General features: G+C 56.4%; 20 protein-coding genes and 2 pseudogenes. 11 read left to right on the top strand and 11 right to left on the bottom strand.

All coding sequences use genetic code 11. From position 1 onward, the window contains the following. Positions 1–217: 217 nt before the first annotated feature. From pstA to H6G52_RS16270, 3 genes are all read right to left on the bottom strand, one after another. Positions 218–1,129, bottom strand: coding sequence for a phosphate ABC transporter permease PstA (gene pstA, locus H6G52_RS16280; RefSeq protein WP_099531983.1), 912 nt, complete (start codon positions 1,127–1,129; stop codon positions 218–220). Beyond that, complete coding sequence (gene pstC / locus H6G52_RS16275; protein WP_190529658.1) at positions 1,129–2,055, bottom strand: phosphate ABC transporter permease subunit PstC; 927 nt, start codon at positions 2,053–2,055, stop codon at positions 1,129–1,131. The genes pstA and pstC overlap by 1 nt, the downstream gene beginning before the upstream one ends. Positions 2,056–2,329: 274 nt before the next feature. Further along, the gene (locus tag H6G52_RS16270) at positions 2,330–3,433 is read right to left on the bottom strand and encodes a PstS family phosphate ABC transporter substrate-binding protein (protein WP_242026446.1); all 1,104 of its coding nucleotides are present in this window, start codon (positions 3,431–3,433) and stop codon (positions 2,330–2,332) included. A 567-nt stretch (positions 3,434–4,000) separates the two neighbouring features. Here H6G52_RS16270 and H6G52_RS19185 point away from each other — a divergent pair. The 4 genes and pseudogenes from H6G52_RS19185 to H6G52_RS16255 all read left to right on the top strand — a co-directional run. After that, positions 4,001–4,927: pseudogene (locus H6G52_RS19185) on the top strand (hypothetical protein); the annotation flags it as partial. An 816-nt stretch (positions 4,928–5,743) separates the two neighbouring features. Next, positions 5,744–6,760, top strand: a complete 1,017-nt coding sequence (locus H6G52_RS18640; protein ID WP_242026445.1) for a calcium-binding protein — start codon at positions 5,744–5,746, stop codon at positions 6,758–6,760. 570 nt (positions 6,761–7,330) lie between these two features. Further along, entirely contained in the window at positions 7,331–8,326 is a 996-nt protein-coding gene (locus H6G52_RS16260) for a sugar transferase (protein ID WP_190529656.1), read from the top strand. 94 nt (positions 8,327–8,420) lie between these two features. Then, positions 8,421–8,951, top strand: a complete 531-nt coding sequence (locus H6G52_RS16255; protein ID WP_190529655.1) for an ATP-binding protein — start codon at positions 8,421–8,423, stop codon at positions 8,949–8,951. 29 nt (positions 8,952–8,980) lie between these two features. Here the strand turns inward: H6G52_RS16255 and H6G52_RS16250 are convergent, their stop codons facing one another. From H6G52_RS16250 to H6G52_RS16240, 3 genes are all read right to left on the bottom strand, one after another. After that, positions 8,981–10,177, bottom strand: a complete 1,197-nt coding sequence (locus H6G52_RS16250; RefSeq protein ID WP_190529654.1) for a glycosyltransferase family 2 protein — start codon at positions 10,175–10,177, stop codon at positions 8,981–8,983. A 207-nt stretch (positions 10,178–10,384) separates the two neighbouring features. Beyond that, positions 10,385–12,283, bottom strand: coding sequence for a molecular chaperone DnaK (dnaK, locus tag H6G52_RS16245; protein WP_099531974.1), 1,899 nt, complete (start codon positions 12,281–12,283; stop codon positions 10,385–10,387). Positions 12,284–12,651: 368 nt separating this feature from the next. Next, a complete protein-coding gene (locus tag H6G52_RS16240; RefSeq protein WP_190529653.1) occupies positions 12,652–13,446 on the bottom strand; it encodes an SDR family oxidoreductase in 795 nt (264 codons plus the stop codon). A gap of 325 nt (positions 13,447–13,771) precedes the next feature. On the opposite strand from H6G52_RS16240, the gene H6G52_RS16235 reads away from it, so the two are divergent. From H6G52_RS16235 to trmD, 3 genes and pseudogenes are all read left to right on the top strand, one after another. Continuing rightward, complete coding sequence (locus H6G52_RS16235; RefSeq protein WP_190529652.1) at positions 13,772–14,746, top strand: alpha/beta hydrolase; 975 nt, start codon at positions 13,772–13,774, stop codon at positions 14,744–14,746. A gap of 257 nt (positions 14,747–15,003) precedes the next feature. After that, positions 15,004–15,651: an alpha/beta hydrolase gene (locus H6G52_RS16230; protein ID WP_190529651.1), complete on the top strand. Its 648-nt coding sequence runs from the start codon at positions 15,004–15,006 to the stop codon at positions 15,649–15,651. A gap of 271 nt (positions 15,652–15,922) precedes the next feature. Then, positions 15,923–16,585 (top strand): annotated as a pseudogene (gene trmD, locus H6G52_RS18635) (tRNA (guanosine(37)-N1)-methyltransferase TrmD); the annotation flags it as partial. Positions 16,586–17,094: 509 nt separating this feature from the next. Here the strand turns inward: trmD and H6G52_RS16220 are convergent. Then, entirely contained in the window at positions 17,095–17,517 is a 423-nt protein-coding gene (locus H6G52_RS16220) for a helix-turn-helix transcriptional regulator (protein WP_099531968.1), read from the bottom strand. Between the two features lie 489 nt (positions 17,518–18,006). Here H6G52_RS16220 and H6G52_RS16215 point away from each other — a divergent pair, with 489 nt between their 5' ends. Together H6G52_RS16215 and H6G52_RS16210 are read left to right on the top strand one after the other, a co-directional pair. Beyond that, positions 18,007–18,990 carry an NAD(P)H-binding protein gene (locus H6G52_RS16215; protein ID WP_099531967.1) on the top strand — a complete coding sequence of 328 codons (984 nt, stop codon included), beginning with the start codon at positions 18,007–18,009 and terminating at the stop codon, positions 18,988–18,990. A 134-nt stretch (positions 18,991–19,124) separates the two neighbouring features. Then, positions 19,125–20,057: an NAD(+) kinase gene (locus H6G52_RS16210; protein ID WP_099532014.1), complete on the top strand. Its 933-nt coding sequence runs from the start codon at positions 19,125–19,127 to the stop codon at positions 20,055–20,057. 108 nt (positions 20,058–20,165) lie between these two features. Here the strand turns inward: H6G52_RS16210 and H6G52_RS16205 are convergent, their stop codons facing one another. The 3 genes from H6G52_RS16205 to H6G52_RS16195 all read right to left on the bottom strand — a co-directional run bounded on the left by H6G52_RS16205 (position 20,166) and on the right by H6G52_RS16195 (position 24,067). Then, positions 20,166–21,491, bottom strand: coding sequence for a lipid-A-disaccharide synthase (locus tag H6G52_RS16205; protein WP_242026444.1), 1,326 nt, complete (start codon positions 21,489–21,491; stop codon positions 20,166–20,168). Between the two features lie 157 nt (positions 21,492–21,648). Beyond that, a complete protein-coding gene (locus H6G52_RS16200; protein WP_190529647.1) occupies positions 21,649–22,518 on the bottom strand; it encodes an SH3 domain-containing protein in 870 nt (289 codons plus the stop codon). Positions 22,519–22,753: 235 nt separating this feature from the next. Next, positions 22,754–24,067 carry a glutamate-5-semialdehyde dehydrogenase gene (locus H6G52_RS16195; protein ID WP_190529644.1) on the bottom strand — a complete coding sequence of 438 codons (1,314 nt, stop codon included), beginning with the start codon at positions 24,065–24,067 and terminating at the stop codon, positions 22,754–22,756. Between the two features lie 460 nt (positions 24,068–24,527). Between H6G52_RS16195 and H6G52_RS16190 the strand changes: the two genes are divergently transcribed. Beyond that, positions 24,528–24,803 carry an HU family DNA-binding protein gene (locus H6G52_RS16190; RefSeq protein ID WP_099531963.1) on the top strand — a complete coding sequence of 92 codons (276 nt, stop codon included), beginning with the start codon at positions 24,528–24,530 and terminating at the stop codon, positions 24,801–24,803. A gap of 153 nt (positions 24,804–24,956) precedes the next feature. On the opposite strand, the gene dacB is transcribed toward H6G52_RS16190, so the two are convergent. Continuing rightward, positions 24,957–26,201, bottom strand: coding sequence for a D-alanyl-D-alanine carboxypeptidase/D-alanyl-D-alanine-endopeptidase (dacB, locus tag H6G52_RS16185; protein ID WP_190529642.1), 1,245 nt, complete (start codon positions 26,199–26,201; stop codon positions 24,957–24,959). Positions 26,202–26,312: 111 nt separating this feature from the next. Between dacB and H6G52_RS16180 the strand changes: the two genes are divergently transcribed. Continuing rightward, entirely contained in the window at positions 26,313–26,519 is a 207-nt protein-coding gene (locus H6G52_RS16180) for a hypothetical protein (RefSeq protein ID WP_099531961.1), read from the top strand. Positions 26,520–26,554: the final 35 nt, after the last annotated feature.

Here is a 26,554-nt window from a genome sequence, read left to right as displayed (position 1 = left end):
AAACCTGAACTGAAAAGTGAAGAAGCAAGGGAGAAGGTCGAAACATCAGCATCCAGCGCGGTCGATCTCAACCCCATCGTCAAGATCCGGTGATTACGGGCCATGAGCAGGCTATGAGTCCTAATCCGATCGATCAACCGCAGAACGTTTGCAGAACTATAAAACGTGCCGGTCACCAGAATTCCCAAAAAACCAGGAATTCTAGGAATCCTAAGAACTAGTTAAGAGTTTTCTGGAACCGGTTGCGCAACAAAATTGCCGTGCCATTCATGGCCAGCAGAACAATCATCAAAACGACAATCCCGGCGGCGGCGTTGATGTGGAAACCTTGCTGAGGTCGGGAGACCCAGTTGTAGATTTGGATCGGCAGCGCCGTGAAGGGGCTTTGGGGATTGTTGGGGATGAAGGGAACGAAGGTTAAGGCTCCAATGGTGATCAGCGCGGCGGTTTCCCCGATCGCCCGAGACAGGGCCAAAATGGTTCCCGTCAAAATCCCCGGCAGGGCCAGCGGCAACACATGGGCCGAAACCACCTCCCAACGGGTTGCCCCCAGCGCAAAGCCTGCCTGACGCAGACCGTCGGGGACGGTGCGCAGGGCTTCGCGGGTGGCCACGATGATCACCGGCAAAATCAGCAATGAGAGGGTTAGGGCCCCGGTCAGAACGCTGCGGCCGCCAGTGATGGGTTGCAGCCAGCGGGCAAACACCTGCAATCCCAGCAAACCATAAATGATCGAGGGTACGCCAGCCAGGTTGGAGATGTTGATCTCAATCAGGCGAGACCACCAGGATTCGAGCGAAAATTCTTCCAGGTACAGGCCCGCGCCCACCCCGATCGGGAAAGCAATCAGCGCCGTCAGCACCAGCAGCCAAATGGAACCGCCCAACGCCGCGCCCACCCCGGCCAATTCCGGCTTGCGCGAGGGCAGGCTCGTGATGAATTGCCAGCTAATGCGGGGCATTCCATCAATGAAGGTATCCACCAGCAGCACCACCAAAACCAGGATGGCGAATCCGGTGGCCACCCAGGTGGCTCCAGCAAAGATGTTGTCCTTGACGTAGCGCTGATCCAGACGAGGGTTGAAGAGCAACGCGCGCGATCGCCCTTGGGATTCGTTTGAAATAGCCATTAGTCGTATTTTTCCTGGAAGCGACGCACAAACCAAAAGCTGAACACGTTCAATACCAGGGTCATCACAAACAGGGTGGTACCCACTGCGAACAGGGTTCGGTAGGCGATCGACCCGGCTGGCGTATCCCCAAGGCTGACCTGCACGATGTAGGCCGTCATGGTCATGGCGGAAACAAAAGGATTCAGACCCAAGGTGGCATTCTGACCCGCTGCAATCGCCACGATCATGGTTTCCCCGATCGCCCGCGACACTGCCAAAATCACCGAAGCCACAATCCCCGACAGGGCCGCTGGCAACACGACTGAAATGATGGTTTCGCGCTTCGTGGCCCCCAGTGCATAGGAACCATCTCGCAAACTGTGAGGCACGGCATAGATCGCATCTTCACTCAGAGAGGCAATCAGCGGCGTGATCGCCACACCCAACACAATCCCCGCACTCAGGGCATTAAACCCTTGCAGTCCGGGGATGATTTTCTGAAGCAGCGGCGTGACAAACAGCAGGGCAAAGTAGCCATAGACCACCGTGGGCACACCCGCCAACACCTCCAGGGCCGGCTTCAGCACCTGTCGCACCTTGGGGGTGGCATATTCACTCAGGCAAACGGCCGACAGCAGACCCAGGGGCAATGCCACCAAAATGGCGATTCCCGTGGTGAGCACCGTGGCGCTGATCAGGACAATGATCCCGAATTGGGCGCTGGCAAAGAGCGGAGTCCAGCGGGTTTCTGTGAAAAATCGCCAAACGGGAATGATTCTGAAGAAATCGATCGTCTCAAAGATCAGGGTGAAAACAATCCCGATCGTTGTGGCGACCGATACAAATGAAAAAAGACCCAAAATCAGTCGAACGATCAACTCTGTACGGTGACTCGCTTGACGATTGGGCTGCCAAAGTGCGCGATCGCGCAGGGAACTCTCCATAGGGAAGGGGTGCGGGAACCCGCCAAAACCTTTTCGATTTTCTCTAGATTTAACTGCAAACCGGCAATCGGCTGATCAACCACTCAGCACCTGTCGCATCGCCTTGACCACGGAGCAACGTGACCGAAGCGTGACCCCTGCTGGGTGCTCGGCCCCAATTGCTCCTGTTCAAGAATCTGCCACAAGCCAAGGGATGATCAGCCCTGTCATCTAAAGCCCCCGTGAGGATTTTAAAGACCCAGGCGATCGCCCCTCAGCACCAGGCTGAACCCGTTTACTTCTTCTCGGCACCGCCAGCCTTTTCAGCCGCCAGCAGATCCGACAGCTTAGCCCCAGCCGGAGCCTTGCCACCGAACACAGAACCGGTTACTCCCTTCTCCAGGCGCTCCTTCGCCAGCGTCAGCACCTCATCGGGCAGCGGCAGATAGCCCGTATCCGCAATGATTTGCTTATTAGCCGCATCAATCTGGAATGCCACAAAGGCCTTCACCTCAGGACGGCTGAGGGCATCCTTGCGGACGTAAATGAATTCCGGACGCGACAGGGGTTCGTAGGAACCGTCGGCGATCGAAGCAGCGCTCGGAGCAACGCACTTGCCGCTCTTGCCCTTGATTTCCACCAGCTTCAGCTTATCCTTGTTTGCTTCGTAATAGGCATAGCCGAAGAAGCCCAAGGAGCCTTCATCACCCGACACGCCCTGCACAATCACATTGTCGTCTTCGCTCGGCGTGTAGTCCCCACGGCTCTTACCTTCCTCGCCGGTAATGGCCTTGGTGAAGTAGTCATAGGTTCCCGAATCCGTACCGGGGCCGTAGAGGGTCATCGGCTTGTCGGGGAATTTCGGATCCACATCCTTCCAGCTCTTCACTTTGCCTTCGGCGGCCGGTTCCCACATCTTCTTGAGCTGATCAACACTCAAGCAGGTGGCGAAGTCATTTTTGGGGTTCACCACCACCGAGAGACCATCAAAGGAGATGGGCAGCTCCACATATTCCACATTGCCCTTCTTACAGAGTTCAATTTCTTCTGTTTTGATGGGTCGCGAAGCGTTGGAAATATCGGTTTCCCCGGCGCAGAATTTCTTGAAACCGCCACCGGTTCCCGACGATCCCACAATCACCTTGGTGCTGGTGTTGACTTTCATGAACTCTTCAGCCATGGCTTCCGAAATCGGAAACACGGTGCTGGAGCCATCAACCTTGACGGTGGCTGTTGCTTCCGCAGCAGCGGGGCTAGCACCGGCAGCGGGGCTTTCGCCAGCAGCGGGGCTGTTGCCTGCTTGGGGTGCGCCACCGCAGGCGGCTAGGGAGAGGGCCAGGGCTGCGATCGAGCCAGCAGCCGCGTGACGGGTCATTCGACGCAGGAGTGAGTAAGTCATAGAGCTTCCGTAAGGGGTGAAGTCAATCAACCGATCGAGTCTGAGGTCTGAAATCTGAAACCTGATTTGAAATCGGCGATGAGCTGAAGTCGAGTGGGTTGCTTGACGAGGAAACTGCCTCGCGGCGGCTAAAACTGCCGATTGCGCCGCCCGTTGGTGTGTGGTGAATAATGACAGGGGCAAACGGCGGCTAGCATAAACCGCTTGGGTAAAGAAAAGGTTAATGGGGCTGATCCGCTTGCTGTCGCGATCGCTACAAATTTCCGGTTTTTGGGCCCAGACCCTTACCCACACAAGGCCGGCTGATGATCCCTGGCTCCCTCAGTGGAAATTTCGCTCATCCGCTTGGGTATAGTTAAATTGGGGCTGCATCTTAAGGTTTCTTTTAAAGTTTTCGTAAATCTCACCCCAAAGCCCCGATTCTCCGATTTGCGTCAGACCAAGCCGCGCGATCGTCAAATCCGGTCTTTGGTCGCCGCCTTTGTCGTTCGGTTAATCGGCTGCGGCAGGGTTAATTGATTGTCTACGTCCTTTTCTTAATTTCTTCGATCGTCACGAGGAAGCATCATGCCTACCACCCTGACCCCCGGCGACATCGCGATCGTCCGTTACGATCGCAGCCCAAACCCTGACTCATTTGCTTTTATCAATTTCGTTCCACTCTCTGCCGGTACGATCATTTACTTCACTGATAACGCATGGAGGCATGACACGCTCGGCTTTAGGACGGGCGAAGAACTCGTGAAATTCACTGCACCTAGCAATATCCCAATAGGAACTTATATTCCGTTTTCATCTACAAGCGGCTCTGGTTGGTCTTTTTCCCCATCTCCTTACTCATCCCTCGCTCTGGAGTCAGGTGGAGACCAAATTACTGCTTTTCAAAGTACTGTTGATCCTCCGTCCTTGACCACGCCTGCTCAATTAACACCGATATTTCAAGTTGACACCACTAATGGGTTTGAGGCTCAGTCTACAACCTTTAGCTTTCTGACTTCTATGAGTTCAATGGCTAAAGGACTATCACTGGGTTCTACCGCTGTCACTTTGCCAACTGGTTACGAATCCTCTGGACAACTCAAATCATGGGTCTTAACAGCACCTCCATCACCTCCTCAGTCCAGAGATAGCTGGCTAGCCTATGTAGGCAACTCAAGCAACTGGCAATCATCACTATCCACACCGCCAGCTAGTGTTACAGTTCAGCTTCCTGTGACTCTAGAAGTGGTAGATGATGCCATCAACAATAATCCGATCACCAATCTATTTGAGCCTGATGGATCACAAGCTCTGATTAGGGTCACGACACCCTATGCTGTTGCCACTGACCAAACTATTGAAATTGATCTGAGTGGAACTGCAACTGGATTCCCAACCACACCATCAGATTATGAAGTCACTCCACTGAAAATTACTATTCCTGCTGGCTCCACAGAAGGAACTTCAGACCTCTTTATCTTTGATGATTCTATTAACGAGGGGAGTGAAACAATTACATTAACCCTCAAAAATGCCTCATCTCAATTGTATTTGCCCGGTACAGTTTCCAAAACAATTACTATTGATGACGATGACACCCCGGGATTGCTAGTTACGCCAACGACAGGACTCACAACAGCAGAGAGTGGCAGTAAAACAGCATCTTTCGAAGTTGAGCTTAAATCTCAGCCCACAGGGAATGTAACCATTAGCTTGACCAGTTCCAATACTGCTGAAGGAACAGTTTCCGCAACTCCCCTCACATTCACTAGTAGTAACTGGGATCAGGCTCAAAAAGTTACGGTCACTGGTGTCAATGATGATGTGGACGACGGAGATCAGCCCTATAAAATCGACCTGAAGTCAAGCTCTTCGGATGGAAAATATAATGCGCTAACTGCATCGGTGAGCTTGACCAATACTGATGATGATGTTGCTGGAATTGAGCGGACACCAGCATCAGGATTAGTCACTACAGAGTCGGGTGGTACAGCAAAATTTGATCTGAAGTTGACCTCTCAGCCAACCAGCCCAGTGAAAATTAGTCTGGTTAGCTCCAACATGGCTGAAGGAACTGTCTCGCCTGCTTCAGTTGAGTTCAACAATACCAACTGGAAAACAGCGCAACCTATTACGGTTACAGGTGTTGACGACTCAATTGTTGATGGTACGGTTGCTTACAAAATCACCGGCTCAGTGACAACTGGCGACTCTAAGTACACGTCACTGTCACCGTTTGAAATTACAGCAACCAATACTGATAACGACACGGCTAGCGGAGGTGGTTCCTCTGGAGGTGGTTCCTCTGGAGGCGGCACGTCTGGAGGTGGCATGTCTGGAGGCTCATCGGGAGGCGGCACACCAACCGGTGGAAGCAGCACACCAACCACCAGTGGCCCGGGAGTCGTGATCGATGCGTCGCGGGGCATTGTGATCAATGGCGGATCGAACTCGGGGTCAGGAGTCACTTTCCCGAATATTTCGACGGTTACGCCGATCGGTAGTTCGCGTGCTCCCGTTTGTAACCTGGCAACGCAGCCCGCGCCGCTGCCGCTGCCGGATTTACCCGGAGTGCAGTTTCGGCAGAACTCGATCGCCCAGCCGGCCACGTTGGGCCGCAACTCCAGCGATTTCATTACCGGATCGGATCGCAGCGAAGAAATTCGGGGTGGCGAGGGAGCCGATCGCATCTTTGGGCTAGGTGGCAACGATAACCTCTACGGTGATGCGGGCAACGACCAGCTCAACGGCAACGCGGGGGATGACGTGGTGCAAGGGGGCCCCGGGCGCGATCGCATCTTTGGGGGCAGTGGCCAAGATGCCCTTTGGGGCGGCCGAGATGATGATTTTCTGTGGGGTGATTTGGGCCAAGACCTGCTGGTGGGCGGCGCGGGCAATGACACCCTGTTTGGTGACCTTGATGGGGGAGTGACCCGAGATCTCCTGGGTAGCGAAGCGGATGCCGATCGCCTGTTGGGTGGCGAAGGTAATGATTTGTTGGTTGGTCAGAATGGTGACGATACCTTGGGCGGCGGCAATGGTAACGACACCCTCTTTGGCGGTTGGGGCAAAGATCTGCTGTTAGGCAACGATGGAGACGATTGGCTAGATGGTGGCCAAGGAGACGATACCTTGGGCGGTGGCGCGGGACGGGATACGTTCGTGTTGGGCGATCGCCCCGGAACTATCACGATTCTGGACTTTGAGCGAGGGGTCGATCGCATCACCGGCCTTGATTTTGGTCAGGTCACCTTCGAGTCTGTGGGCTGCGATACGAAGGTGCTGCTGGGTAATCGAGTGGTGGCATATCTGGTGGGCGCTCCCGCTGACGGCATTAGCGGCTTTTAGACCGGCTAGCTGAGGAAATGGGGCCGGTTTTGAAGCGATCGGCTCCCTTTGCGGTATTGGTTTCTCAAAATTTGGGAGCCGGTTTCAGGGCGATCGACCCCTAGAATCCCTATCAGCTACGCCATCAATCGAACACTATAGAAGTATTTAGGAATTTCAAATGAAATCGATCGTCATCGATCAGAATCAGGCGCAAATGGCCAGTAACTGCCAACAGATGAGCTATATATGAATGAGCGGATCGAATATCCTAAAATTCGTCGTAGCTGACAGCATAATTGCTACCATTGCAAACCCGCACTGGTATTCTGACCGCAAAGGCAAAATCGGTGTTTAGGCCCTCAAAGTCTGAGTCATCGGTTAGGGGATGTCTAAAAAGCCAAAACGGCTATCTTGTGGGTCTCATTGATCGACGACAAGGGGCTTAGGCCCCCTGCCCCGAAGGCAGCTTTTGCGTTGCCAGTACCCCAAGTTACGTCTCAGACATTCTCCTAGGGGTGCAACAGGATATTCGTAACTGTCTTCAGTTTCAGGTTCAACTGCTAATCATCGCGTGATTCGCACGGTTCTATGACTTCGCAGCCGACTAGTATTGGTGTTTCAACTGTGGCTGGAACCACTGAAACGGTTCTTCATATCCCTGAGCGCCTCTCTGTTCTGGAAGCCGTTGATTTTAAGGACACCTGCAAAATGCTCTGTGAATCGGAATCGCTTCCGGTTCAAATCACTCTGGACTTCAGCCGCACCGCTTTTGTGGATAGCAGCGGTATCGGTGCATTGGTCAGCAGCTATAAGCTGGCCCATGCGACGGGTGTGAGCTTTGTGCTGCGGGATGTGCAGCCGCCAGTGATGGCTGTGCTGTCCATGACTGGTTTGGATGCGATGTTGCCGATCGAACGGGCCACCGCCCTCATGAGCGCCAAGGCTGCATCAGAAGAGGTGTTGCCACCGGCCACTCACCCCTCGGTGCGATCGTGGGTGAAGCGCACCCTCGATATTGCAGGTTCGCTGGTGGGGCTGACCATTTTGGGCGTTTTGTTTGTTCCCCTCGCGATCGCGATTCGTCTTGACAGCCCCGGCCCCATTCTCTTTAGTCAGTCCCGTTGCGGTTGGATGGGTAAGCGGTTTCGGCTTTGGAAATTTCGCTCCATGGTTTCTGATGCAGAAGCCCGGCGCAAGGAAGTTAAAAATCAAGCTGAGGGTGCGTTCTTCAAGAATGACAACGATCCCCGCATTACTCGCATTGGTCGTTTTTTACGCCGCACCAGCCTGGACGAGCTACCCCAATTCTGGAATGTGTTGCGGGGAGATATGAGCCTGGTGGGTACTCGGCCGCCCACGCCTGATGAGGTGGAGCGCTATGAGGTTCCCCAATGGCAGCGGTTAGATGTGCGTCCTGGGATGACTGGTGAGTGGCAGGTTAATGGGCGATCGACGGTGAAAAAATTTGAGGACGTGATTCGCCTAGACCTGAAATATCAGGAAAATTGGAGTTTGAAGCACGACTTAAAACTCATTTTCAAAACCGTCGCACTTCTGTTTTCCCGCAGCAGCGGCGCAATGTAGTTAGGCGAGTCACATGGGCGCGCGTCCTCAAGGTTCGATCAGATCAAACCGCTTCAAATCTCTGCGCGGCCGCCTTGCCTGGTTGCGAGATTGCTTGCGGCCTCGTCGCTGGCAGCAATGGTGGACTCAGGGGTTGGGGCCCCGTCTGCACCATTGGTGGGACTATCAAACGGATAACCGCTGGATGCCCACCAGCCATCAATCGCACCTGCACCTCACAACGGATCTTCAGGAACTGCCTTCGTTGTTGCAGTGGTTTGATGTCATTTTGAAGCGGGCTATTCCTGAATCGCTGCCGCCACAATTTTTGTGGGAGTGCCAGTTGATCTTGACGGAAGGATTTACGAATGCGGCTCGCCATGCGCACCATCACCGCCCCCCACACACCCCGATCGTGGTTGAGGTGGGCCGTTGCGGACGTTGTTTAAATATTCAAATTTGGGACTACGGCGATCCCTTTGATTGGGATGCAAAGTTGGCTTTACTGAAGCAGGAAAAGCGCAGCCCTCTGGATAAGGAATCGGGGCGGGGATTGATGTTTATGGAGCAATTGTCGCGGCGGGTGCGTTACCGTCGCTATGGAAAGCGCAATTGCTTGATGGTTCAAAAATCGTTCCCCAGTTAGCTTTCCGGGTCATTTGTTTGATTCAGGAGTTAAGAGCTTTGGGTTAAAGGGCGGCCGCGCCAAGTCCATCCCCAACCGGTTTCGATTTTGATGATTGAGGCGATCGCGATCGCGAAAACTAAAACGCCACCCACACCCATCAGCCACCAGTAGCGCAGGGATTGGTCCGTTTGTTGGGCGATCGCCCAGCGCATCCAGCAGACCGCGATCGTGGTGGCGAGTGCCAGCCCACAGGACGCAAACCCAAGGGGAGAGGGGCCGTCAATCAGTAGCCCGATCGCCCCGATTAACAACCCCAGCCAGGGCATGGCAAACACTTCAAATAACCCCGCTGCTGAGATCAGGGTTTTGGGGATGTTGTTTTGGTTGGCAATGTGCCAATGCTTGGTCCAACCTTCCCACAGGGCCGCAAAGTTCTGATACATCCGCACGCGCATTAACCCCAACCCCAGGGCGAAATGCAGCGACCGCCCACTTTGGCGAATCTGGCGAGCGAGGGCCAGGTCTTCGGTTAATTCATGGCCCACGGCGGCGTGGCCACCGATGGCGGCATAGCTCGATCGCCGAAAGAACATAAAGGGCCCCGCTGCAAAGGCCGTGGGCGATTTGGGATCGTTCAAGGTGCGGAAGTCAAAAGCAATGGCCATGGCGCTGGCCACAATGGGCTGCACCAACCATTCTGAGAGGCAGCCACAAACCAACAGGGGGGCACAACTGAGCAAGTCGATTTGTTGGCGATCGGCCAGGGTCAAGGCGGCCCCGATCGCCCCAGGAGCCAACCGCACATCAGCATCAATAAACAGCAAATAATCTACGGTTTCCCCGATCGCCTCTGTCACTTGGACACAGGCCCAGTTTTTGCCTAACCACAATTGCTCCGTGGGGCGCGGGGGCACTCGCAGCACCCGCAACCGGGCATCGGTGGGCATCAAGGCTGCGGCCAGGGCCAGGGTGCGATCGCTGGATTGGTCATCGGCAACCCACACTTGTAATTCCACATTGTCCGGCAGCTCACTGGCCAAGACCGATCGCACGCAATCAACGATGTTCACTTCTTCGTTGTAGGCGGGGATCACCACCGCGATCGATCGAGCCGGAATCTCCGCGAGCGTCACCGGCTCCAGCCGCGATGCACCGGCCAAGGACTGGCACGATCGCACCCAAAAGATCCCAATTCCTAACCCAGACAGGGCCAAGAGTCCATCCAGAATCAGCCAACCCACCATAGTCTCGTCACCCGTCTTGCCACTGCTGCTGTGCCTGGTATGGATTCGTACCCAATCAATGCACTCATCCTAAATGACAAGCGATCGGGTAGGGATAACCTATCCGATCGCTTCTGAAATGACTCTGAAACAACCCTAAAACAAAGTGAATTTCAGCGACTGAGCTTCACCTGAGTTTTAGCGCCAGGTTTTGCACCTGAGTTTGAGTTACTTCGTTTCCGAGAACTCCGCATCGATGACATCATCGCCATCGCCACCGGTCGAACTATCCCCAGTGGGTGCATCCGGAGCGGCCGCATCCGGGGCCCCTTGCTGATACACCGACGACCCGATCGTATACAGCGCCTGTTGCAGGGCCTCCACCTGGGTCTTGATGGCCGGGTAATCTTCCTTCTGCAACGCATCCTTCAGGCTGGCGATCGCGGCCTCGGCCGTGGCCTTTTGGTCGTCGGAGATCTTGTCTTCCAGTTCCTTCAGTTGCTTCTCAGCCTGGTAAACCAGCGAGTCGCCTTGGTTCTTCAGGTCAATTTGTTCGCGGCGCTCCTTGTCGGCGGCGGCGTTGCGTTCCGCGTCCTGCACCATCCGATCCACATCGTCCTTCGGCAATGTCGAAGCACCCGTAATGCTGATCGACTGTTCCTTGCCCGTGCCCTTGTCCTTAGCGGTCACGTTCAGGATACCGTTCGCGTCGATGTCGAAGGTCACCTCAATTTGAGGCACACCCCGGGGCGCAGCCGGAATCCCATCCAAACGGAAGGTTCCCAAGCTCTTGTTATCGTTGGCGAACTCCCGCTCCCCTTGCAGAATGTGAATTTCCACATTGGTTTGGCCGTCGGCCGCCGTCGAGAACACTTCGGACTTCTTGGTGGGGATCGTGGTGTTGCGAGGGATGATCTTGGTCATCACGCCGCCCAGGGTTTCCACACCCAACGACAGCGGAGTCACATCCAACAGCAGGATGTCCTTAACTTCACCGGACAGCACGCCGCCTTGAATCGCAGCGCCCACGGCCACCACTTCATCGGGGTTGACGCTTTGGTTGGGTTCCTTGTCCAGAACGCGACGCACCAGGTCTTTGATGGCCGGGATCCGGGTTGAACCGCCCACCAAAACCACTTCGTCAATGTCAGTCTTGGTCAGCTTGGCATCGCGCAGGGAGTTCTCAACGGGGATCCGGCAGCGATCGATCAGGTCAGCGCACAGCTCTTCAAACTTGGCCCGAGTCAGGGTCAAGTCCAAGTGCTTGGGCCCGTCCTGGGTTGCCGTAATGAAGGGCAGGTTAATTTCGGCTTGGGTAACGCTCGACAGCTCAATCTTGGCCTTCTCGGCGGCTTCCGTCAGCCGTTGCAGAGCTTGCTTGTCCTTGCGCAGGTCAATGCCTTCGCTGGCTTGGAACGTGTCGGCCAGGAAGTCCACAATCTGCTTGTCGAAGTCATCGCCGCCCAGGTGGGTATCCCCCGAGGTGGCCAACACTTCAAACACGCCATCGCCCACTTCCAGCACCGATACGTCAAACGTACCGCCGCCCAAGTCGAAAACCAAAATCGTTTCGTTTTCTTTTTTATCAAGACCGTAAGCCAACGATGCGGCGGTCGGTTCGTTGATAATCCGCAGCACTTCTACGCCTGCGATTTTGCCTGCGTCTTTGGTGGCTTGGCGTTGGGAGTCGTTAAAGTATGCGGGAACCGTAATGACCGCTTGGGTAACGGGTTCACCGATATATTTGCTGGCATCTTCGATCAGCTTGCGCAGCACTTGGGCGGAAATTTGTTCCGGAGCGTATTTTTCACCCTTGGCCGTGCAGTTGATGCGGACGTTTCCACCAACGTTGTCTACGTTGTAGGCCACTTCGGTGGCTTCGTGGGTGATTTCTTCAAAGCGACGACCAATGAAGCGCTTGACCGAGTAGAAGGTGTTCTCGGGGTTCATCACCGCTTGGCGCTTGGCAATTTGACCAACGAGTTTGTCGCCGTTTTTTGCGTAGGCCACGACTGAAGGGGTTGTTCTGAAACCTTCGGCGTTGGCGATGACGGTGGGTTTGCCGCCTTCCATTACGGCAACGCAAGAGTTGGTGGTTCCGAGGTCAATTCCGACGACTTTGGCCATAGGGGTATTGCTGCTTCTGAGGCGATTGGGAAAATTTGGCTGTATTTCTTGCTTTCTATAGTGGTTCGTGGGGGCGAGATGATGAAGGGGTATTTACCGAACCGGCTTGATGGCGGTTTTAGGCGTTGGGGGCATGGTTGAGGCAAGGTTGGGCCCTGGCGATCGCCCCTTGGGAAACCGCCAGGGATACCTACGAGAGCTGGTGATTTGGTTTTGATTCACAGCAAATTTGGAATGAATTTGGGGTGCATTGGGATCAATTTGGGGATCGATGGGATCGATCTCAATCACTCGTAAATTGATCAAGTTGAGCTAGTTAAATTGAGCACCCCAAGCGCGATCGACTGCCTGGGGTGCTCACGGGAATGCTAAGCCTCGGATCCTGTGGACGCGGATCGAAACAGCTTCCCAATCCCTTGGATTAAGCTGCTGCGGGGCATGAACCGGCCGGCGTTCACCAAAATTTGATTGGCCAAGCCGCCCGTAACGCAATTGGGCTTCCCTTGGGTGATCGCCTGGAGTGCCTCTTGAACAACGGCCTCGGGAGTGGCGATATCGTTGGGCATCTTCAGGCTGCCGGGGAATTCGGCCGCCGCAGCAAAGTTGGTTGCGGTGGGGCCCGGACAAAGGGCCATCACCCGCACGCCCCGGCCTTGGCACTCAACCCACAGGCCCTCGCTGAAGCTGAGGACGAAGGCCTTGGTGGCGGCATAGAGCGAGAGGTAGGGAATGGGCTGAAAGGCAGCGGTGGAGGCAACGTTGATGATTTGTCCTTGGCCCCGATCGAGCATCGGTTGCAAGAAGTGGTGTGTTAGCTCCGTCAGGGCCACCACGTTCAGGTTCAACATGGCCCGCTGCTTGGCCAAGTCCCGAGTGGCGAATTCCCCAAAGTCTCCGAAGCCAGCATTGTTAATTAACCAGTCGATCGGCTGACCAAGGGCTTTGACTTGGGCGGCCAACTGGTCGGCCGCGCCCGGCTCACTGAGGTCAAGCGGCAGGGCGATCGCCTGGATCCCAAATTGGGTGGTTAGGGACTGGGCTAACGGTTGGAGTTTTTCGGTCGATCGAGCCGTCAAAATCACACTCACACCACGGGCGGCCAGGGCTTGGGCAAAGGCTGCACCAATGCCACTAGAAGCGCCGGTAATTAGGGCTGTTGCCATGGAATAGTTTCTCAACTTGGGGCAATCAAGAAGGTTCAATCGTGAAGGAAAGCTTAGGATCGATACTGTGCCAATTGCGCCAATGGCACTGCTGGACAGGTTCCCAGGTAAATGCCGGTTTGGAAACCGTGCCATTCTGGACAACAGACCCCCATGAAGCAGCCGATAGTAATCGGGCATGGGTGGCGGGGCTAATCAGCGGTCAGATGTAGCCTGATACAGATGCCTGAACGAATGCCTGAACATTAGTACCTGACCCTATTTTGGGTTGAATTTTGGGTTGAAACAGGTATCAACCCGATTGAGAAAGGAGAAGGAGTGGATCATGGCTCGATCGATCAAACAACCTCAAGCAGTTCAGCAACCTCCCCTGTTGGGTCAACGTGCCATTCGCTGGATTGGCCGAGTCGGCAGCGTGGCCCTGGGAAGTAGCTTGGCGATTGCCTTGGCCGCCGGTCAGGCCCTGGCCCTAGATAAGTTAGTGTTGCGGTTACCGGGCCTGGGTGATGTGGATATCACCATGGCAGAGCTGAAAACCTTTGCGGAAACGGGGCAAGCCAGCGGCGACTTTGGGCAACTGCTGAGCGATCCCAACGTGGCCAAGCAAGTGAGCCGGGCTGATTTGCAACGGATTTTGAAAAGCCCCTTCCAAGTGGGCAGCGCGGCGGCTCGCACGGCTCCGTCCGTGTTGAAGAGCTGTCCCGGTGAGTTGGTGATCGGCTCCATTAGCCAGGTGCTTTATGCCGACAACGCCCAGGGCAATGCGCAGCCCTTGACCGCCGCGATCGAGAAGGTGCTGTCCCGCGCTTCGGCAGCACCTGTCACGGCCTTGGATGTGTTGATGCAGCTTGAACCGAAAACCATGACGGTGGATGCGGGGGAAGCACTCAAAATCTATACCCGCGTTAAAACCAAGGTGCAACCGATTATCAGCAAGGTGGGCGGTCTGACCGTGCGGGAACTGACCAGCATGGATTCGGCCAAGCTGAACCAACTGCTCTCAGAAGCCGGGGTGACCAGCAGCGACATCAGCAAGATTCAAGGGGCAATTCAGGCCTTTGGCACGATCGACCCGGGTTCTGACCTGGATAAACTGTTGCGCCAAGTGAATGTTGGTTCACTGCTGCAAAAGGCGGCGGCTGGGGACTTTTCGGCGCTGCTGTCGGAATTGGGATCGATCGACGTAAGCCAAATCGATCTGAAACCTTATGAAGGGCGCGTTAGTGGGTTCATGGCAGCCATGATGGAAGTCCTCGGGTTGCCGGTGAATCGGGGTACAGCCTGTCGGGCGGTGATGTAAGACCCCTGCGGTTCTTGACGATTTCCCCTGACCCGGGCCGCCACACCGAGGCAGCAACCAGTCTGATTGAATTTGATCGCAAACTGACTTGCAAACAAACACCATTGCAAACTTGATTGCCATCAACCATCAATGCAGACTGGTTGCGACTCCCTGAAGTCTCTGATGCTGAAGCGTTGGCCGAAATGGTGCAAAAGCACTGTCACTCGACCACGAGTCCCCATCCCACGAGTCCCCATCCAAGGACGGTACTGCTGATGGTTATGTCTGTAGGTTCTCTCTTGTCGGATTCCGGGCCGGGGTGTGCGATCGCCCCTGCTAGCCCGCTGGGTGCTGCCCCGGCAAAATCCCTTTCTTGCCTGTTGCGTCGCGGGCGTTGGGCCCTGCTGGGGGCTGGAGCGGCGTTGTTGTCGCTGGCTCCCATGGCCCAGGCGGCGGATCAGGTTCAAATTCGCTATGGACCGATCGGGGTCAGTGCCACCCTGAAGGATCTGCAAGACTTTGCGGCTGATAAACCGGTTTCTGATAGCTTTAATAGTTTGCTGGGTCAAATCGAATCCTATGGCAAAGTACCGCGCGATCGCCTGCGGGGCTATCTGAACACCTCGATCGACCTGAAAGTTTTGGGCATTGATCCCGCCGACGCAGTGAAACTGTCCTATGGTTTCGTGGGTGAGCGGTTGCTGAAGCGGGTGAGCGAAGTCATTTACCCCCCCTACGATCGGGGTAACTTCTACGCCCTGCGCGGGGCCCTGGTTACGGCGATTATGGACGATGGCAAAATTTCGGTTTTGGAAGTGCTAGAAGACTACGGCCCCAGCGTCGTGCGCCTGGATGCGGCCGGAGCCATGGGCATGGCCAACGAAATTCGTGACGCGATCGGGCAATTCTTACCCGGTAAGTAATCTTATCCGGTCAGTAAAAGCCAGTGAGCGGGCGGACGGTGGCCGAAATCTCGGTCAAGATTCTTTCAAAATTCGAGTCTTCCGCAATTTCCGAGTTGCCGCCCCTTGCCAAACTGGGCTGTTCAACAGCTAGTCTAAACAACGCAATCAACGCAATCATTGGGATGCTCAGGACATTGGTTTGGATGGCGACATTGCCCCAAGGCCAAGGCCCACGACAAAACCCCCAGCGGTTGCGTTGTTTTAGCGCGTTTTTTTAGATTGTTCAACCATGCGCTTTGACCTTGTCACCCTGTTTCCAGACTTTTTTGAATCCCCCCTGCGATCGGGCTTGGTGGGCAAAGCGCTGCAAAAACAAATTGCCGAAGTCTTTGTCACCAATCCCCGGGACTTCGCCACGGACAAACATCGGAAAGTGGACGATGAACCCTACGGTGGTGGCGTGGGCATGGTGATGAAGCCGGAGCCGATCGCGGCGGCCCTCGACTCTTTGCCGCAACTGCCTCGTCGGGAAGTGATTTACTTCACGCCCCAGGGGCAACCCATGACCCAATCCCTGTTTAAGGCCCTATCTGCCAATTGCGATCAACTGGTGTTGCTCTGTGGGCATTACGAAGGGGTGGATGAGCGGGTAATGAGCCTGGTCGATCGGGAAGTGTCCTTGGGGGATTTTGTGCTGACCTGCGGCGAAATTCCGGCCCTCACCCTTCTCAATGGGGTGTTGCGTCTTCAGCCGGGCACGGTGGGCAAGGAAGAATCCTTGAAGGCCGAAAGCTTTGAGGAACCGCTGCTGGATTATCCGCACTACACCCGGCCGCCGGAGTTTCGGGGGTTAACCGTGCCTGCGGTTTTGATGTCTGGAAATCACGGGGCGATCGAGCAATGGCGGCGCGAAGAACAAATTTTGCGCACCCGCGAGCGTCGTCCAGATTTGGATCGCCCCCCCGTCCCCTTGCCGATCCATCCCCCTTGCATGGGACCCGATCAGTGGACTCAAGTGCAATGGGTGATTCAGCGCCTAGAAACCCACCAAATTCGCTACCAAGTGACGGGGGGCCTGGCGGGAAATCTCTATGGCTCCGCTTGGCCCCTGCATGATTTGGATATTGATGTGGCGATCGCTGATTTTGATCGGGCCTATGCCTGCTTTCAAGATTGGGCGATCGCCCCGCCCGATCGCTACATTGACGCGGAATTTGACCTCTTATTATTGCGGCTCAATGTGAATGGGTTGTTGGTTGATCTTTGCGCTGACGAAGCCGCCTACGCCATTCGAGGGCAAAAACGCTTGCCCCTGAATACTGATCTCAAAACCGCCCACCGCACCCGCTACTTTGGCCAATCCCTATGGGTGCAGTCGCTCCATCATCTGATTGCCTACAAGGAACGGCTGGGGCGATCGGCCGATCTGGCTGAGCTGCGACAACTGTTGCGCTAGGGCCGCTAATCATCCGGTTCCTGTAAATGCTCCAAGACCTGTTGATAGAGCACCAGGATGTGGCTGTCTTTGAGTCGGTAATAGACATGGCGGCCTTGTTTGCGGTAAGCCACCAAGCGCTGGCTGCGCAAGGCCCGCAACTGATGGGACACTGCCGATTCACTCATGCCAACGGCTTCGGCCAAGTCGCAAACACAGAGTTCTTGATGAACCAGGGCTGACAAAATCCGCAGGCGGTTTGGGTCACCCAACAGGGCAAACACCTCCGCCATCCGTTGGGCCATGTTGGTGGAAAGTACCCGATCGCCCAAGGCATTCTCCACCAAGGGAGCCGGTGTTGTTGATCCATCGGGCGATCGCTTGTCGATCGCCAAACGGGTTGAGGGACTTATCGTGGATAGCTCTATGCAGGAGTGATCGGCAGCCATACCCAGAATCCTTGTCAGTACTACGTTGCATTAACTGCTCGATGCCAAGCCCAGACCCCGTGCGGGATTTATGGTGCTCTTAATTCTCTAGTACTACTCACTTGCGATCAAAACCAATCACAACCAGGGTACTGCGTTTCGTTTTTCGGGAACAGAGAACGAAAAATGATTGGCTTGTGTGAGGCGATAGGAGAAAACAATCCCTGAGCGAGGCTTCGAGAAGCGATCCCTATGGTTTCAAGATCCTTCCCACACCATATCGTGTCGCTTTCGGAGATGGATGAGCCTAGCAAGCCGGGATCGCACCAGCCCAGCTCAGCTCCGTGGAAAATGAGAAGAGACTGGCCCCGAAGCGCAAAGCGCTGGAATCCTAGGAATTAGGGTCGGTTGACGGTGGTTGATTGCAAATCTTGCGATCCCACCTTGTGGTGCTGTTAGCGCTTTCTGATAACATCTTATAAAAAGTTAACGATTAGTAACGAGTCCCTCATGAGCATTCTTGTCGTTGGCGGAACCGGCACCCTCGGCAGGCAAATCGTGCGTCGCGCCCTGGATGAGGGACACACGGTGCGGTGCCTGGTTCGCAGTTACAGCCGTGCTTCGTTCCTGCGGGAGTGGGGAGCAGAGCTGGTGGGCGGCGACATTTGCGATGCGGAGACGATCGCCCCGTCCTTTGCCGGTGGTGAAATTACCGCTGTGATTGACGCGGCCACGGCTCGGGCAACGGATTCCCTGGGGGTGCGCGATGTGGATTGGCGCGGCAAGGTCAATCTGATTCAAGCGGCTAAGGAATCGGGAGTCGATCGCTACATTTTTCTCTCCATTTTGAATGCGAATCAGTTTCCCAAAGTGCCGCTGATGGAAGTCAAGCGCTGCACGGAGGAGTACCTGAAGCAATTGGAGATGAATTACACAATCCTGCGGCCCTGTGGCTTTCTGCAAGGGTTAATCGGTCAGTATGCGATCCCGATTTTGGAAAATCAATCGGTGTGGGTGCCCGATCGGGGATCGCCCGTGGCCTACATGGACACCCAAGATATTGCGAAGTTTGCGGTGCGGGCCCTGACGGCCACGGAAACGGAGCGCCAAGCCTTCCCGGTGGTGGGGCCCAAGGCCTGGACTCCGGCGGAAATTATCGCCCTCTGCGAAAAACTGTCCGATCGCCAAGCCAAAATCACCAGCCCGCCCACGGGTCTGTTGAATTTGGTGCGCAGTGCGGCCCGCTGGTTCAAGTGGAGCTTGAATGTGGCCGATCGCCTGGCCTTTGCGGATGTGTTTTCGTCGGGCCAACCGCTGACGGCGGAGATGGCGGAAACCTATCGCGCGTTTGGCATTGATCCGGCGGAGATTAGCACCCTGGAAGCCTACCTGGAAGAATATTTTGGGCGAATTCTGAAGAAATTGAAGCAAATTGACTACGAACAGTCGATCGCGGCCAAGGAAAGTAAGCGTAAAAAAACCTTGCGGTTTTAAGGCGATCACAGTGGCATCCGGCTGGGGCGCGATAGGATGAGTTTCGCCTGATTCGGTCACCAGGACGGAATCCTAGCCTGACTGACTCATCCACCTCATTTGCCCCGCCCATCTCACTCCTTCGGTCGTTGCCCGTGTCTGACAGCGCCTGCCCCAACGTTGGAATTATCTATAACGATGCCAAACCCGTCGCGGAAAAGACGGCGGCGGATTTGGTCGAACAACTGTCGGCCCGGGGCTGTCGGGTAATTTCCACCACGGGATCCGGTGGAATTTTAGGTTGCTCGCGGCTGAACCATCCTGTTTGTTCTTCGCCGCTTGAGCAGTTGGTGCCACCGGGATTTGATCCATCCCTGGATTTTGCGATCGTCTTGGGTGGTGATGGGACGGTGCTGTCGGCCTTTCGGCAGTTGGCCCCGATCGGGGTGCCCCTGTTGACGGTCAACACCGGGCATATGGGATTTTTGACGGAAATTTACCTGAGCCAACTTCCATCCGCGATCGAGCAGCTCTTGGCGGGTAATTTTTCCGTGGAAAGCCGCTCCATGTTGGAGGTGCGGGTTTTTCGGGATGATGACCCCCTTTGGGAGGTGTTGTGCCTGAATGAGATGGTGCTGCACCGGGAACCCATGACCAGCATGTGCCATTTTGAGGTGGCGATCGGGCATCACTCCCCTGTGGATATTGCGGCGGATGGCATTATTTTGTCCACGCCCACCGGCTCCACGGCCTATGCCCTGTCGTCGGGAGGGCCGGTGATTGCGCCGGAAGTGCCGGTGTTGCAACTTGCGCCCATTTGCCCCCACTCCTTGGCCTCTCGGGCGTTGGTGTTTTCCGAAACGGAGCCGGTCACAATTTTTTCGGCAACCCAAAACCCGATCGTGATGGTGGTGGATGGGAATGCGGGATGTTATGTACAGCCGGACGATCGGGTGCGGGTGAATCGATCGGCCTATTCAGCCCAGTTCATTCGGTTGCAACCGCCGGAGTTTTTCCGAATTCTGCGTGAAAAGTTGGGCTGGGGGCTGCCCCACATTGCCAAGCCCACCTCGGTGGAGTTGCCCTAGGCGGCGCTTTAGGATGGATCCATCACCGATCAAAGCACCGGGTCAATCGAAGTATCGGGTCAATTTTCACTAGGCTCAATCTCCACCTAATCAAAACCCAACCGCTCTCTAGCTTTTGGGTTGCTGTAGCAACTCCGTGACCAGAGTGGCGAGTTTTTCGGCGGCTCCCGGCTCGCCCCGCACGGCCCGCAACCGGTCGCCCATAGCCTGAAGCTGAGTGGGGTTGGCCAATAGGGCGATCGCTTGGTCAGCCACAACCGTTGGCGTGAGCGGCCCCACCAGTTCCGGCACGATTGCCTCCCCGGCCCACAGGTTTGGCCAAGCCAACATCCCCAGCCGACGCAAGGCAAAGCCATTAATCAACTTGGCAAAGAGGCCGCCCAAACCCGGCAGATTTGCCAACAGCCCCGGAATGCCATTCCAGGCCCGCATGGCATCTAACTGCTGGGTGGGCAACAACACCAACATGGGGCGAGCCAATGCGCCTAGTTCGGCCGTATTTGCACCGACGGTGGTGAGGCATAGGTCACAGCTGCTGAGTAAGTCCCAGGCGGGTGATCGCTCCCAAAGCCAAATTTTTGTGCCCGCCGGGGTTTCCAGGTAAGGCAAGTTCTGGAGCGATCGGGGATCGGCCGGGGCGATCGCTTCGGGTATTACCAAGCGGGCTGTTGTGCCCGAAACCCAGTCAATTACAGGATTATGGGTGCGATCGGCATAGCGGGCCAAGGTGGACAGGTCGATCGTGGGAGCCACAGGAATCACAAATTCCGCTTGGGGCCGATCGGCTCGAATTCGATCGGCCGTACCCAGCAATAACGGCACGCCTTGGGCGAGTTTGGCGCTTTTGGAGCCGGGCAGCAGGGCCAGCCGTTCCCGATCGCCCTGTGGTGACTGGGTTAAACGGCCAGCCTCCAGCATCAGATCGCCCACCACGGCGACTTTGGAGGTGGCCCAGGGGGGAACTTGGGTGGCCAACCGGGGCAACCGCACCCCCACGCGATCGACCCAACGGAGCCAGCGTAAATCCCATTCCGCATAGATCACGCTGCCATAGCCCAGACGGCGGGCGATCGCCACGGCAAAGAATTGATCGCCGCCCAAAAACAACACCACACCTCGATCGCGCCAATCCCACCCTTCCACCGTCCGTCCCCAAAGTAAAAAGGGCCAAAAGGCCGCAGCCCCTTGCACCCGATCGACTTCTGGAAATGATTGCACCACGGCCGCTTCCTGACCCGTTGCATTGGGACAGGGGGCCAAAACCACGGAAATTCGCAGGCGCGATCGATCCGCTCCCCACTGCTGCCGCAAGGCTTGCACCACCGGTCGCACCCAAGTGGTGACCTCTCCGGGGCCGTTGGACAAAATTAAGAGATCCAGCGGCTCGGCAGCAGTTGACATCATCTCAGGGGCGATCGGGCGGGAAGTCGGCATGATTGGTGCGATTGGGGCAGCCCCATGGGGCGCAAATCCAGCAGGGTGATGAACAGGATGGGCCAACGGGCTGGTGAATGGGTTGCATCCGCTAGCCGATTGTCTCAGACGGTCGATCTTCCTTGCGACCCAACTTCCCCGATCGCCGGGATGGAGCTTAAAGGCAATTCAGCACATTCAGTTGATCCGTCGGTCGGTTGAGCGATCGCACAGGAATCCATCCCTGAACCGGCTGATTAATTTGCATCCACACCGCGCCCCCGGCCGTGGTGGACTCCCGATTTAACAACTGCACTTCACTCCCGGCCGCCACACCGCCGCGCCGGGGACTGGTTAGGTCGGGGTTGGCATGAACCGACAGGCCTTCGCCATAGACCACTCGACGGCACAATTCCGGCTTGATCGGATTTTGGGGATTTTGGGCCGTGGTGCAAGGACGCAGGAACGCGGCCGCAGCCCAACCTTCCACCGTGCGCGAGCCATTGCCCGTGATGACCGTGGCCCGCACAGGAACCCAGCCATTGCGGGCGCTGCCTGTGACTTCCAGGGTGCGACCCTTGGCGATCGTACCCAAGATGGGCGCGTCGTCATCGGCCCGGCTGCGAATATTCAAGGGGCGATCGCTCGTGGCCACCATTCGGCAAGTGCGGGGCGGCGTGACCACTGCACAGGGCCGCAGAAAACTGCTGGCCACCCAACCTTCGACGGTGCGTGAACCGTTGGCGGTGGGTACGGTGGCGCGAACCTGTACCCAACCATTTTGAGGGCCGCCAATCACGTCCAGGGTGCGACCCTTGGCGATCGTGCCCACAATGGAGGCGTTACTGTCAGCACGGCTGCGAATATTCAAGGGTGAGCCGTTGGTGGTGACCACACGGCAGTTGGCTTCAGCGGCCGCGGCCGGTTGGGCCGTTGCCCCCATTGCCAACCCACCGGCCACCAGGGCCACCGTCAACAGCATTGCTTGGCCATAACGCCGAGCCAGGTGGGCCGAGCGAGTCCGAAGACCGAAAAGGGACTGATCCATAGGGAAAATCTGCAACACAGCAAGCATGGTGATTCATCCTGAAGATGCATCCCCGCACTGGTGATAGAGCGAAGGAGGCAGGTTTGCAGGAGTTGCTCCCATTCTGGTCGAGCGATCGAGCGATCGCCCAGGATTTGGATCGATCGGTCAATTGACCATTTTGGGGAGCATCGATCGCCCCTCGATCGAGCAAGATTTTGCCCCCATGCGCTGATGCCGCTGAGCAACCCGCAGGCTACAAGTCCCGATGGGTAAAGGGTTTAGCCTCGGCTCCGGCATAGGTGGCCGCCACATGCCCCTGGCCCGTTAGGCGGTACTTATAGGTCACTAGACCTTCTAGCCCAACGGGGCCACGCGGTGGGAGGCGATTGGTGCTAATTCCCACCTCAGCCCCGAATCCGTAGCGGAAGCCATCGGCAAAGCGCGTGGAGCAGTTGCGATAGACTCCGGCCGCGTCCACTTCGGCCAGGAAGCGATCGGCGGCGGCATCGTCTTCCGTCACAATGGCTTCCGTATGGCCCGATCCATAGGTGGTGATGTGGTCGATCGCCTCGTCCAAGTCCGCCACCAGTTTGATCGACAAAATCAAATCGCTATATTCCGTCGCCCAATCTGTTTCCGTCGCCGGGGTGATCTCGCAAATCCCTTGCAACAACTCACAGGTGGCCGCATCCCCGCGCAATTCCACCCCCTTGGCCACCAGGGCCCGGGCCAGCTCCGGCAACCCCTGCGGGGCGATCGCCCGGTGAACCAACAGGGTCTCGATCGCGTTGCAAGCGGAAGGATATTGGGTTTTGGCATCCACCGCGATCGGCACTGCTTTGGTTAAGTCCGCAGCCTCATCCACATAGAGATGGCAAATACCGTCCGCATGGCCCAACACCGGAATTCGCGTGTTGTTTTGCACAAACTGCACAAAGGCGTTGGATCCTCGGGGAATAATCAAATCCACATAGCGATCGAGTCGCAGCAGTTCCAGGGTTTCCTCCCGCGTGGTTAACAGCCGCACGGCCGCCGGATCCACCGCCGAATTAGCCAATCCCCCGTGAATCGCCTCAATCAGCGCTTGGCAGGAGCGCACCGCCTCCTTGCCCCCTTTCAGGATCACCCCATTCCCTGAGGCGATCGCCAGGGCCGCAATTTGCACCACCGCATCGGGGCGAGCTTCAAAAATCACCCCCAACACCCCCAGCGGACAGGTCACCCGCTCCAAAACCAGCCCTTGATCCAGTTCCCGGTGAATTTGCCGATCGCCCAAGGGATCCGGCAACTGAGCTAAGTCGCGCACCCCAGCGATCGCCCCCGCCAGCTTCACCCCATCCAGCTTGAGCCGGCCATAAAGTGCCGAAGAAATTCCCTCCGCTTGGGCCGCCGCGCAATCTGCTTCATTGGCCGCCACAATCGCTGCCGCCCGATCGCTCAAAGATTGGGCCACCGCTTCCAAGGCCGCCCGTCGATCGGCCGTCGGCAGCAGCGCCAAAGCTCGGGCCGCCTGGCGGGTTTGGCGCGCAAGATCAACCAACGTGGGTGCAGATGAAGCAACAGTCATGATTGCAAGAGCACAGGGAGCAAAAGGGGTAGAAGACAGTATAGGCAAGGACGGCCCATCCCATGGGCCATGACTCCGTTTGGGATCGGGCGAGGTTGGTTGGTGGGGTTTGAAGGTTGATGGGGTGACAATACATCCTGATCGGGAGGGTTTATGAAGAGGGTTTATAAAATTTTGTAACAACACCCAAACCGGGTCTCAGGGGGGCAAAAGGTATCTAGGCGGGCGATCGCAACGATTTTTGATCCTTAATGTCTAATCGTTACTCAGGCCCGCAGAACCGAGAAAGGCTTGTGAAATAAAGGCTTTCGCCATTGTCAACCGCGATTTAACGGACTGCCATCGGGTCACGCGCTGCCCTGGAACTGGCTCAAACCCGCGAAGTTGCTACAAAACTTTCACTTCACATCGAAAATTGTCGGGCTAGAATCGCTGGAAATACCGAACTTGAGGCGTTTCCATGAACAAGGGCGAACTGATTGACCAAATTGCAGCAAAGGTCAATACCACCAAAAAGGAAGCAGATGCCATCTTGACCGCTGCCATTGAAGTGATCATGGATGCCGTGGCAGAGGGCGAAAAGGTGACCCTGGTGGGGTTTGGTACGTTTGAGCGCCGCGAGCGCCAGGCCCGCGAGGGTCGCAACCCGAAGACCGGCACGAAACTGAAAATCCCCGCCACCAAGGTTCCGGCCTTTTCAGCGGGCAAACAGTTCAAGGAGTCGGTTGCTCCTTAATTTTCGGCGCAAATTCTAGGCGCAAATTCTAGGCGCAAATTTCAACTCTCAGGCTCAACCCCCTAACCATTGTTCGATTGTTAAATTGTTCAATTTTTGTTGGCAAAGGAAAGCCCCGAGCTGGTTTCGCCAGGCCCAGGGCTGTTTTTTTACCTAGGGGGTGAGTTCCGATGAACTGGGGGCATTGGGCCGGGGCACACCCGGTCGCCACCAAGGCAGCAAGGGCCGCAATGTGCCGTCGAGTTCGGTAGGCTGATCCAGCATGGGATTGGCTTCGGTGTCCCACCCATCACAGGGCCGCATCTGAGCGAGGGTCAACACCACTCGATCGACCGCTGAAACCAAGGTGTCGCCATCTTGGCCCGGTTGATTGACCAACACGCTAAAAACCAAGGTGTTGTAAAGCGGGTGTTCCATGTAGCCCGATAGGGCCCGGACTCCCCGGAGCGTGCCGGTTTTGGCGGAAACACGACCTTGAACCGGTGTGTTGCGGAAACGACGGCGCAGCGTGCCGGTTTGACCCGCGATCGGGAGGGAGCTGCGGAAAATGTCGCTGCCCTTAGCTTCGGTCATGGATTCCAATAAATGGACAAAGGCACGGGGCTGCACGGCATTGCTGCGAGAGAGGCCAGACCCGTCACTCATGCGATATTCGCCACGATTAACGCCCAAGGGAGCTAAGGCCCGTTGCACGGCCCCGGAGCCACCAATCGATCGAAACAGAGAATCGGCGTAGCCATTGTTGCTGTTGACGTTGATGGTGCGCACCAACGTGCCCAAGTTGGAGTTCTTGAGCGGGGTTTGACCGTCATAGAGTTGCAGGGCCGCCGCCGTCACAAACAATTTCATGTTGGAGGCGGGAATCAGCGCTTGGATGCTGTTGCGATCGAACAGGACGTTATTCCCGGCCAGGGTTTCTACCCGAATCCCCCAGCGGGCCGATCGAAAAGCAGGCGCATCAATAATGCGGCTTAAGGCTCCGGCCAGTTGGTTGCTGCAAACCCGAGGCGTTTGGGCCAGCAGGGACTTGCCTTCCACGGTTTCGATCGGTTCCTGCTTGGCGGTTTCCGGTTCGATCGAGTCCGGTTCGATCGAGTCCGGTTCGATCACCTCGGTCTCGATTCCCGGCTTACGGGTGACGGTGGTTCCGGGAACCAACTCCGTTGCAGAAGCTGGACTCAGCGTTTTAGACAGCGGTTTTGGCGCGCGCGCGGGATCCGTTGAGGGGTTAGGCGCGGGGGCTGGTGGCGGCGCGATCGCCCCGGTTTGTGAAACGCTAGCCGGTTCAGCGGTTGTGGCTGCTTGGGAGTTGGCCAGGGCTGGTTCAGTCAGCAAACCACCACCCAACGCCAAACCCAAACCAGCCAAACCAGCGATCCATCGGGGTTGCTCAGACATCTGTTGGATTTCCCTTAAAGGCACGACCGTTCTGCACATCCCTGACAGTCAATCCAATCCTCAGGATTGGGACGGGACACCTGAACCAGTTCCACAAGGATCCAACCGGTGATGGGCGGCCGTGTTCAACGGCTGCACCCTTGGGCGGTGGGAGAGGAACGGCGCGATCGAGCCGGGTCAGTGACCCCAGAAATCGATCGCACTCAGGACAAGCCCATTGACTCGGATGGCAACTCCGAGGACTTAGCGACTAGGGCGATCGCAAAAACGGGTGTGAGTCGCGGCGATCGTCCAACGGCCTTGGCCGCATGGCGCTAACCCTCAGCAAATCTGAGGTCATCAGGCTCGTGATG

It is taken from the genome of Limnothrix sp. FACHB-881 (genome assembly GCF_014698135.1).
Taxonomy (GTDB): domain Bacteria; phylum Cyanobacteriota; class Cyanobacteriia; order CACIAM-69d; family CACIAM-69d; genus CACIAM-69d.
This window is presented reverse-complemented; position numbering and strand designations above follow the sequence as displayed.

What these genes read in the sequence shown, in the direction of transcription:
- pstA (WP_099531983.1), bottom strand. Translation starts at nt 1,129, where the DNA reads ATGGCTATTTCAAACGAATCCCAAGGGCGATCGCGCGCGTTGCTCTTC.
- pstC (WP_190529658.1), bottom strand. Translation starts at nt 2,055, where the DNA reads ATGGAGAGTTCCCTGCGCGATCGCGCACTTTGGCAGCCCAATCGTCAA.
- H6G52_RS16270 (WP_242026446.1), bottom strand. Translation starts at nt 3,433, where the DNA reads ATGACTTACTCACTCCTGCGTCGAATGACCCGTCACGCGGCTGCTGGC.
- H6G52_RS18640 (WP_242026445.1), top strand. Translation starts at nt 5,744, where the DNA reads ATGTCTGGAGGCTCATCGGGAGGCGGCACACCAACCGGTGGAAGCAGC.
- H6G52_RS16260 (WP_190529656.1), top strand. Translation starts at nt 7,331, where the DNA reads ATGACTTCGCAGCCGACTAGTATTGGTGTTTCAACTGTGGCTGGAACC.
- H6G52_RS16250 (WP_190529654.1), bottom strand. Translation starts at nt 10,177, where the DNA reads ATGGTGGGTTGGCTGATTCTGGATGGACTCTTGGCCCTGTCTGGGTTA.
- dnaK (WP_099531974.1), bottom strand. Translation starts at nt 12,283, where the DNA reads ATGGCCAAAGTCGTCGGAATTGACCTCGGAACCACCAACTCTTGCGTT.
- H6G52_RS16240 (WP_190529653.1), bottom strand. Translation starts at nt 13,446, where the DNA reads ATGGCAACAGCCCTAATTACCGGCGCTTCTAGTGGCATTGGTGCAGCC.
- H6G52_RS16235 (WP_190529652.1), top strand. Translation starts at nt 13,772, where the DNA reads ATGGCTCGATCGATCAAACAACCTCAAGCAGTTCAGCAACCTCCCCTG.
- H6G52_RS16230 (WP_190529651.1), top strand. Translation starts at nt 15,004, where the DNA reads ATGGTTATGTCTGTAGGTTCTCTCTTGTCGGATTCCGGGCCGGGGTGT.
- H6G52_RS16220 (WP_099531968.1), bottom strand. Translation starts at nt 17,517, where the DNA reads ATGGCTGCCGATCACTCCTGCATAGAGCTATCCACGATAAGTCCCTCA.
- H6G52_RS16215 (WP_099531967.1), top strand. Translation starts at nt 18,007, where the DNA reads ATGAGCATTCTTGTCGTTGGCGGAACCGGCACCCTCGGCAGGCAAATC.
- H6G52_RS16205 (WP_242026444.1), bottom strand. Translation starts at nt 21,491, where the DNA reads ATGCCGACTTCCCGCCCGATCGCCCCTGAGATGATGTCAACTGCTGCC.
- H6G52_RS16200 (WP_190529647.1), bottom strand. Translation starts at nt 22,518, where the DNA reads ATGGATCAGTCCCTTTTCGGTCTTCGGACTCGCTCGGCCCACCTGGCT.
- H6G52_RS16195 (WP_190529644.1), bottom strand. Translation starts at nt 24,067, where the DNA reads ATGACTGTTGCTTCATCTGCACCCACGTTGGTTGATCTTGCGCGCCAA.
- H6G52_RS16190 (WP_099531963.1), top strand. Translation starts at nt 24,528, where the DNA reads ATGAACAAGGGCGAACTGATTGACCAAATTGCAGCAAAGGTCAATACC.
- dacB (WP_190529642.1), bottom strand. Translation starts at nt 26,201, where the DNA reads ATGTCTGAGCAACCCCGATGGATCGCTGGTTTGGCTGGTTTGGGTTTG.
- H6G52_RS16180 (WP_099531961.1), top strand. Translation starts at nt 26,313, where the DNA reads ATGGGCGGCCGTGTTCAACGGCTGCACCCTTGGGCGGTGGGAGAGGAA.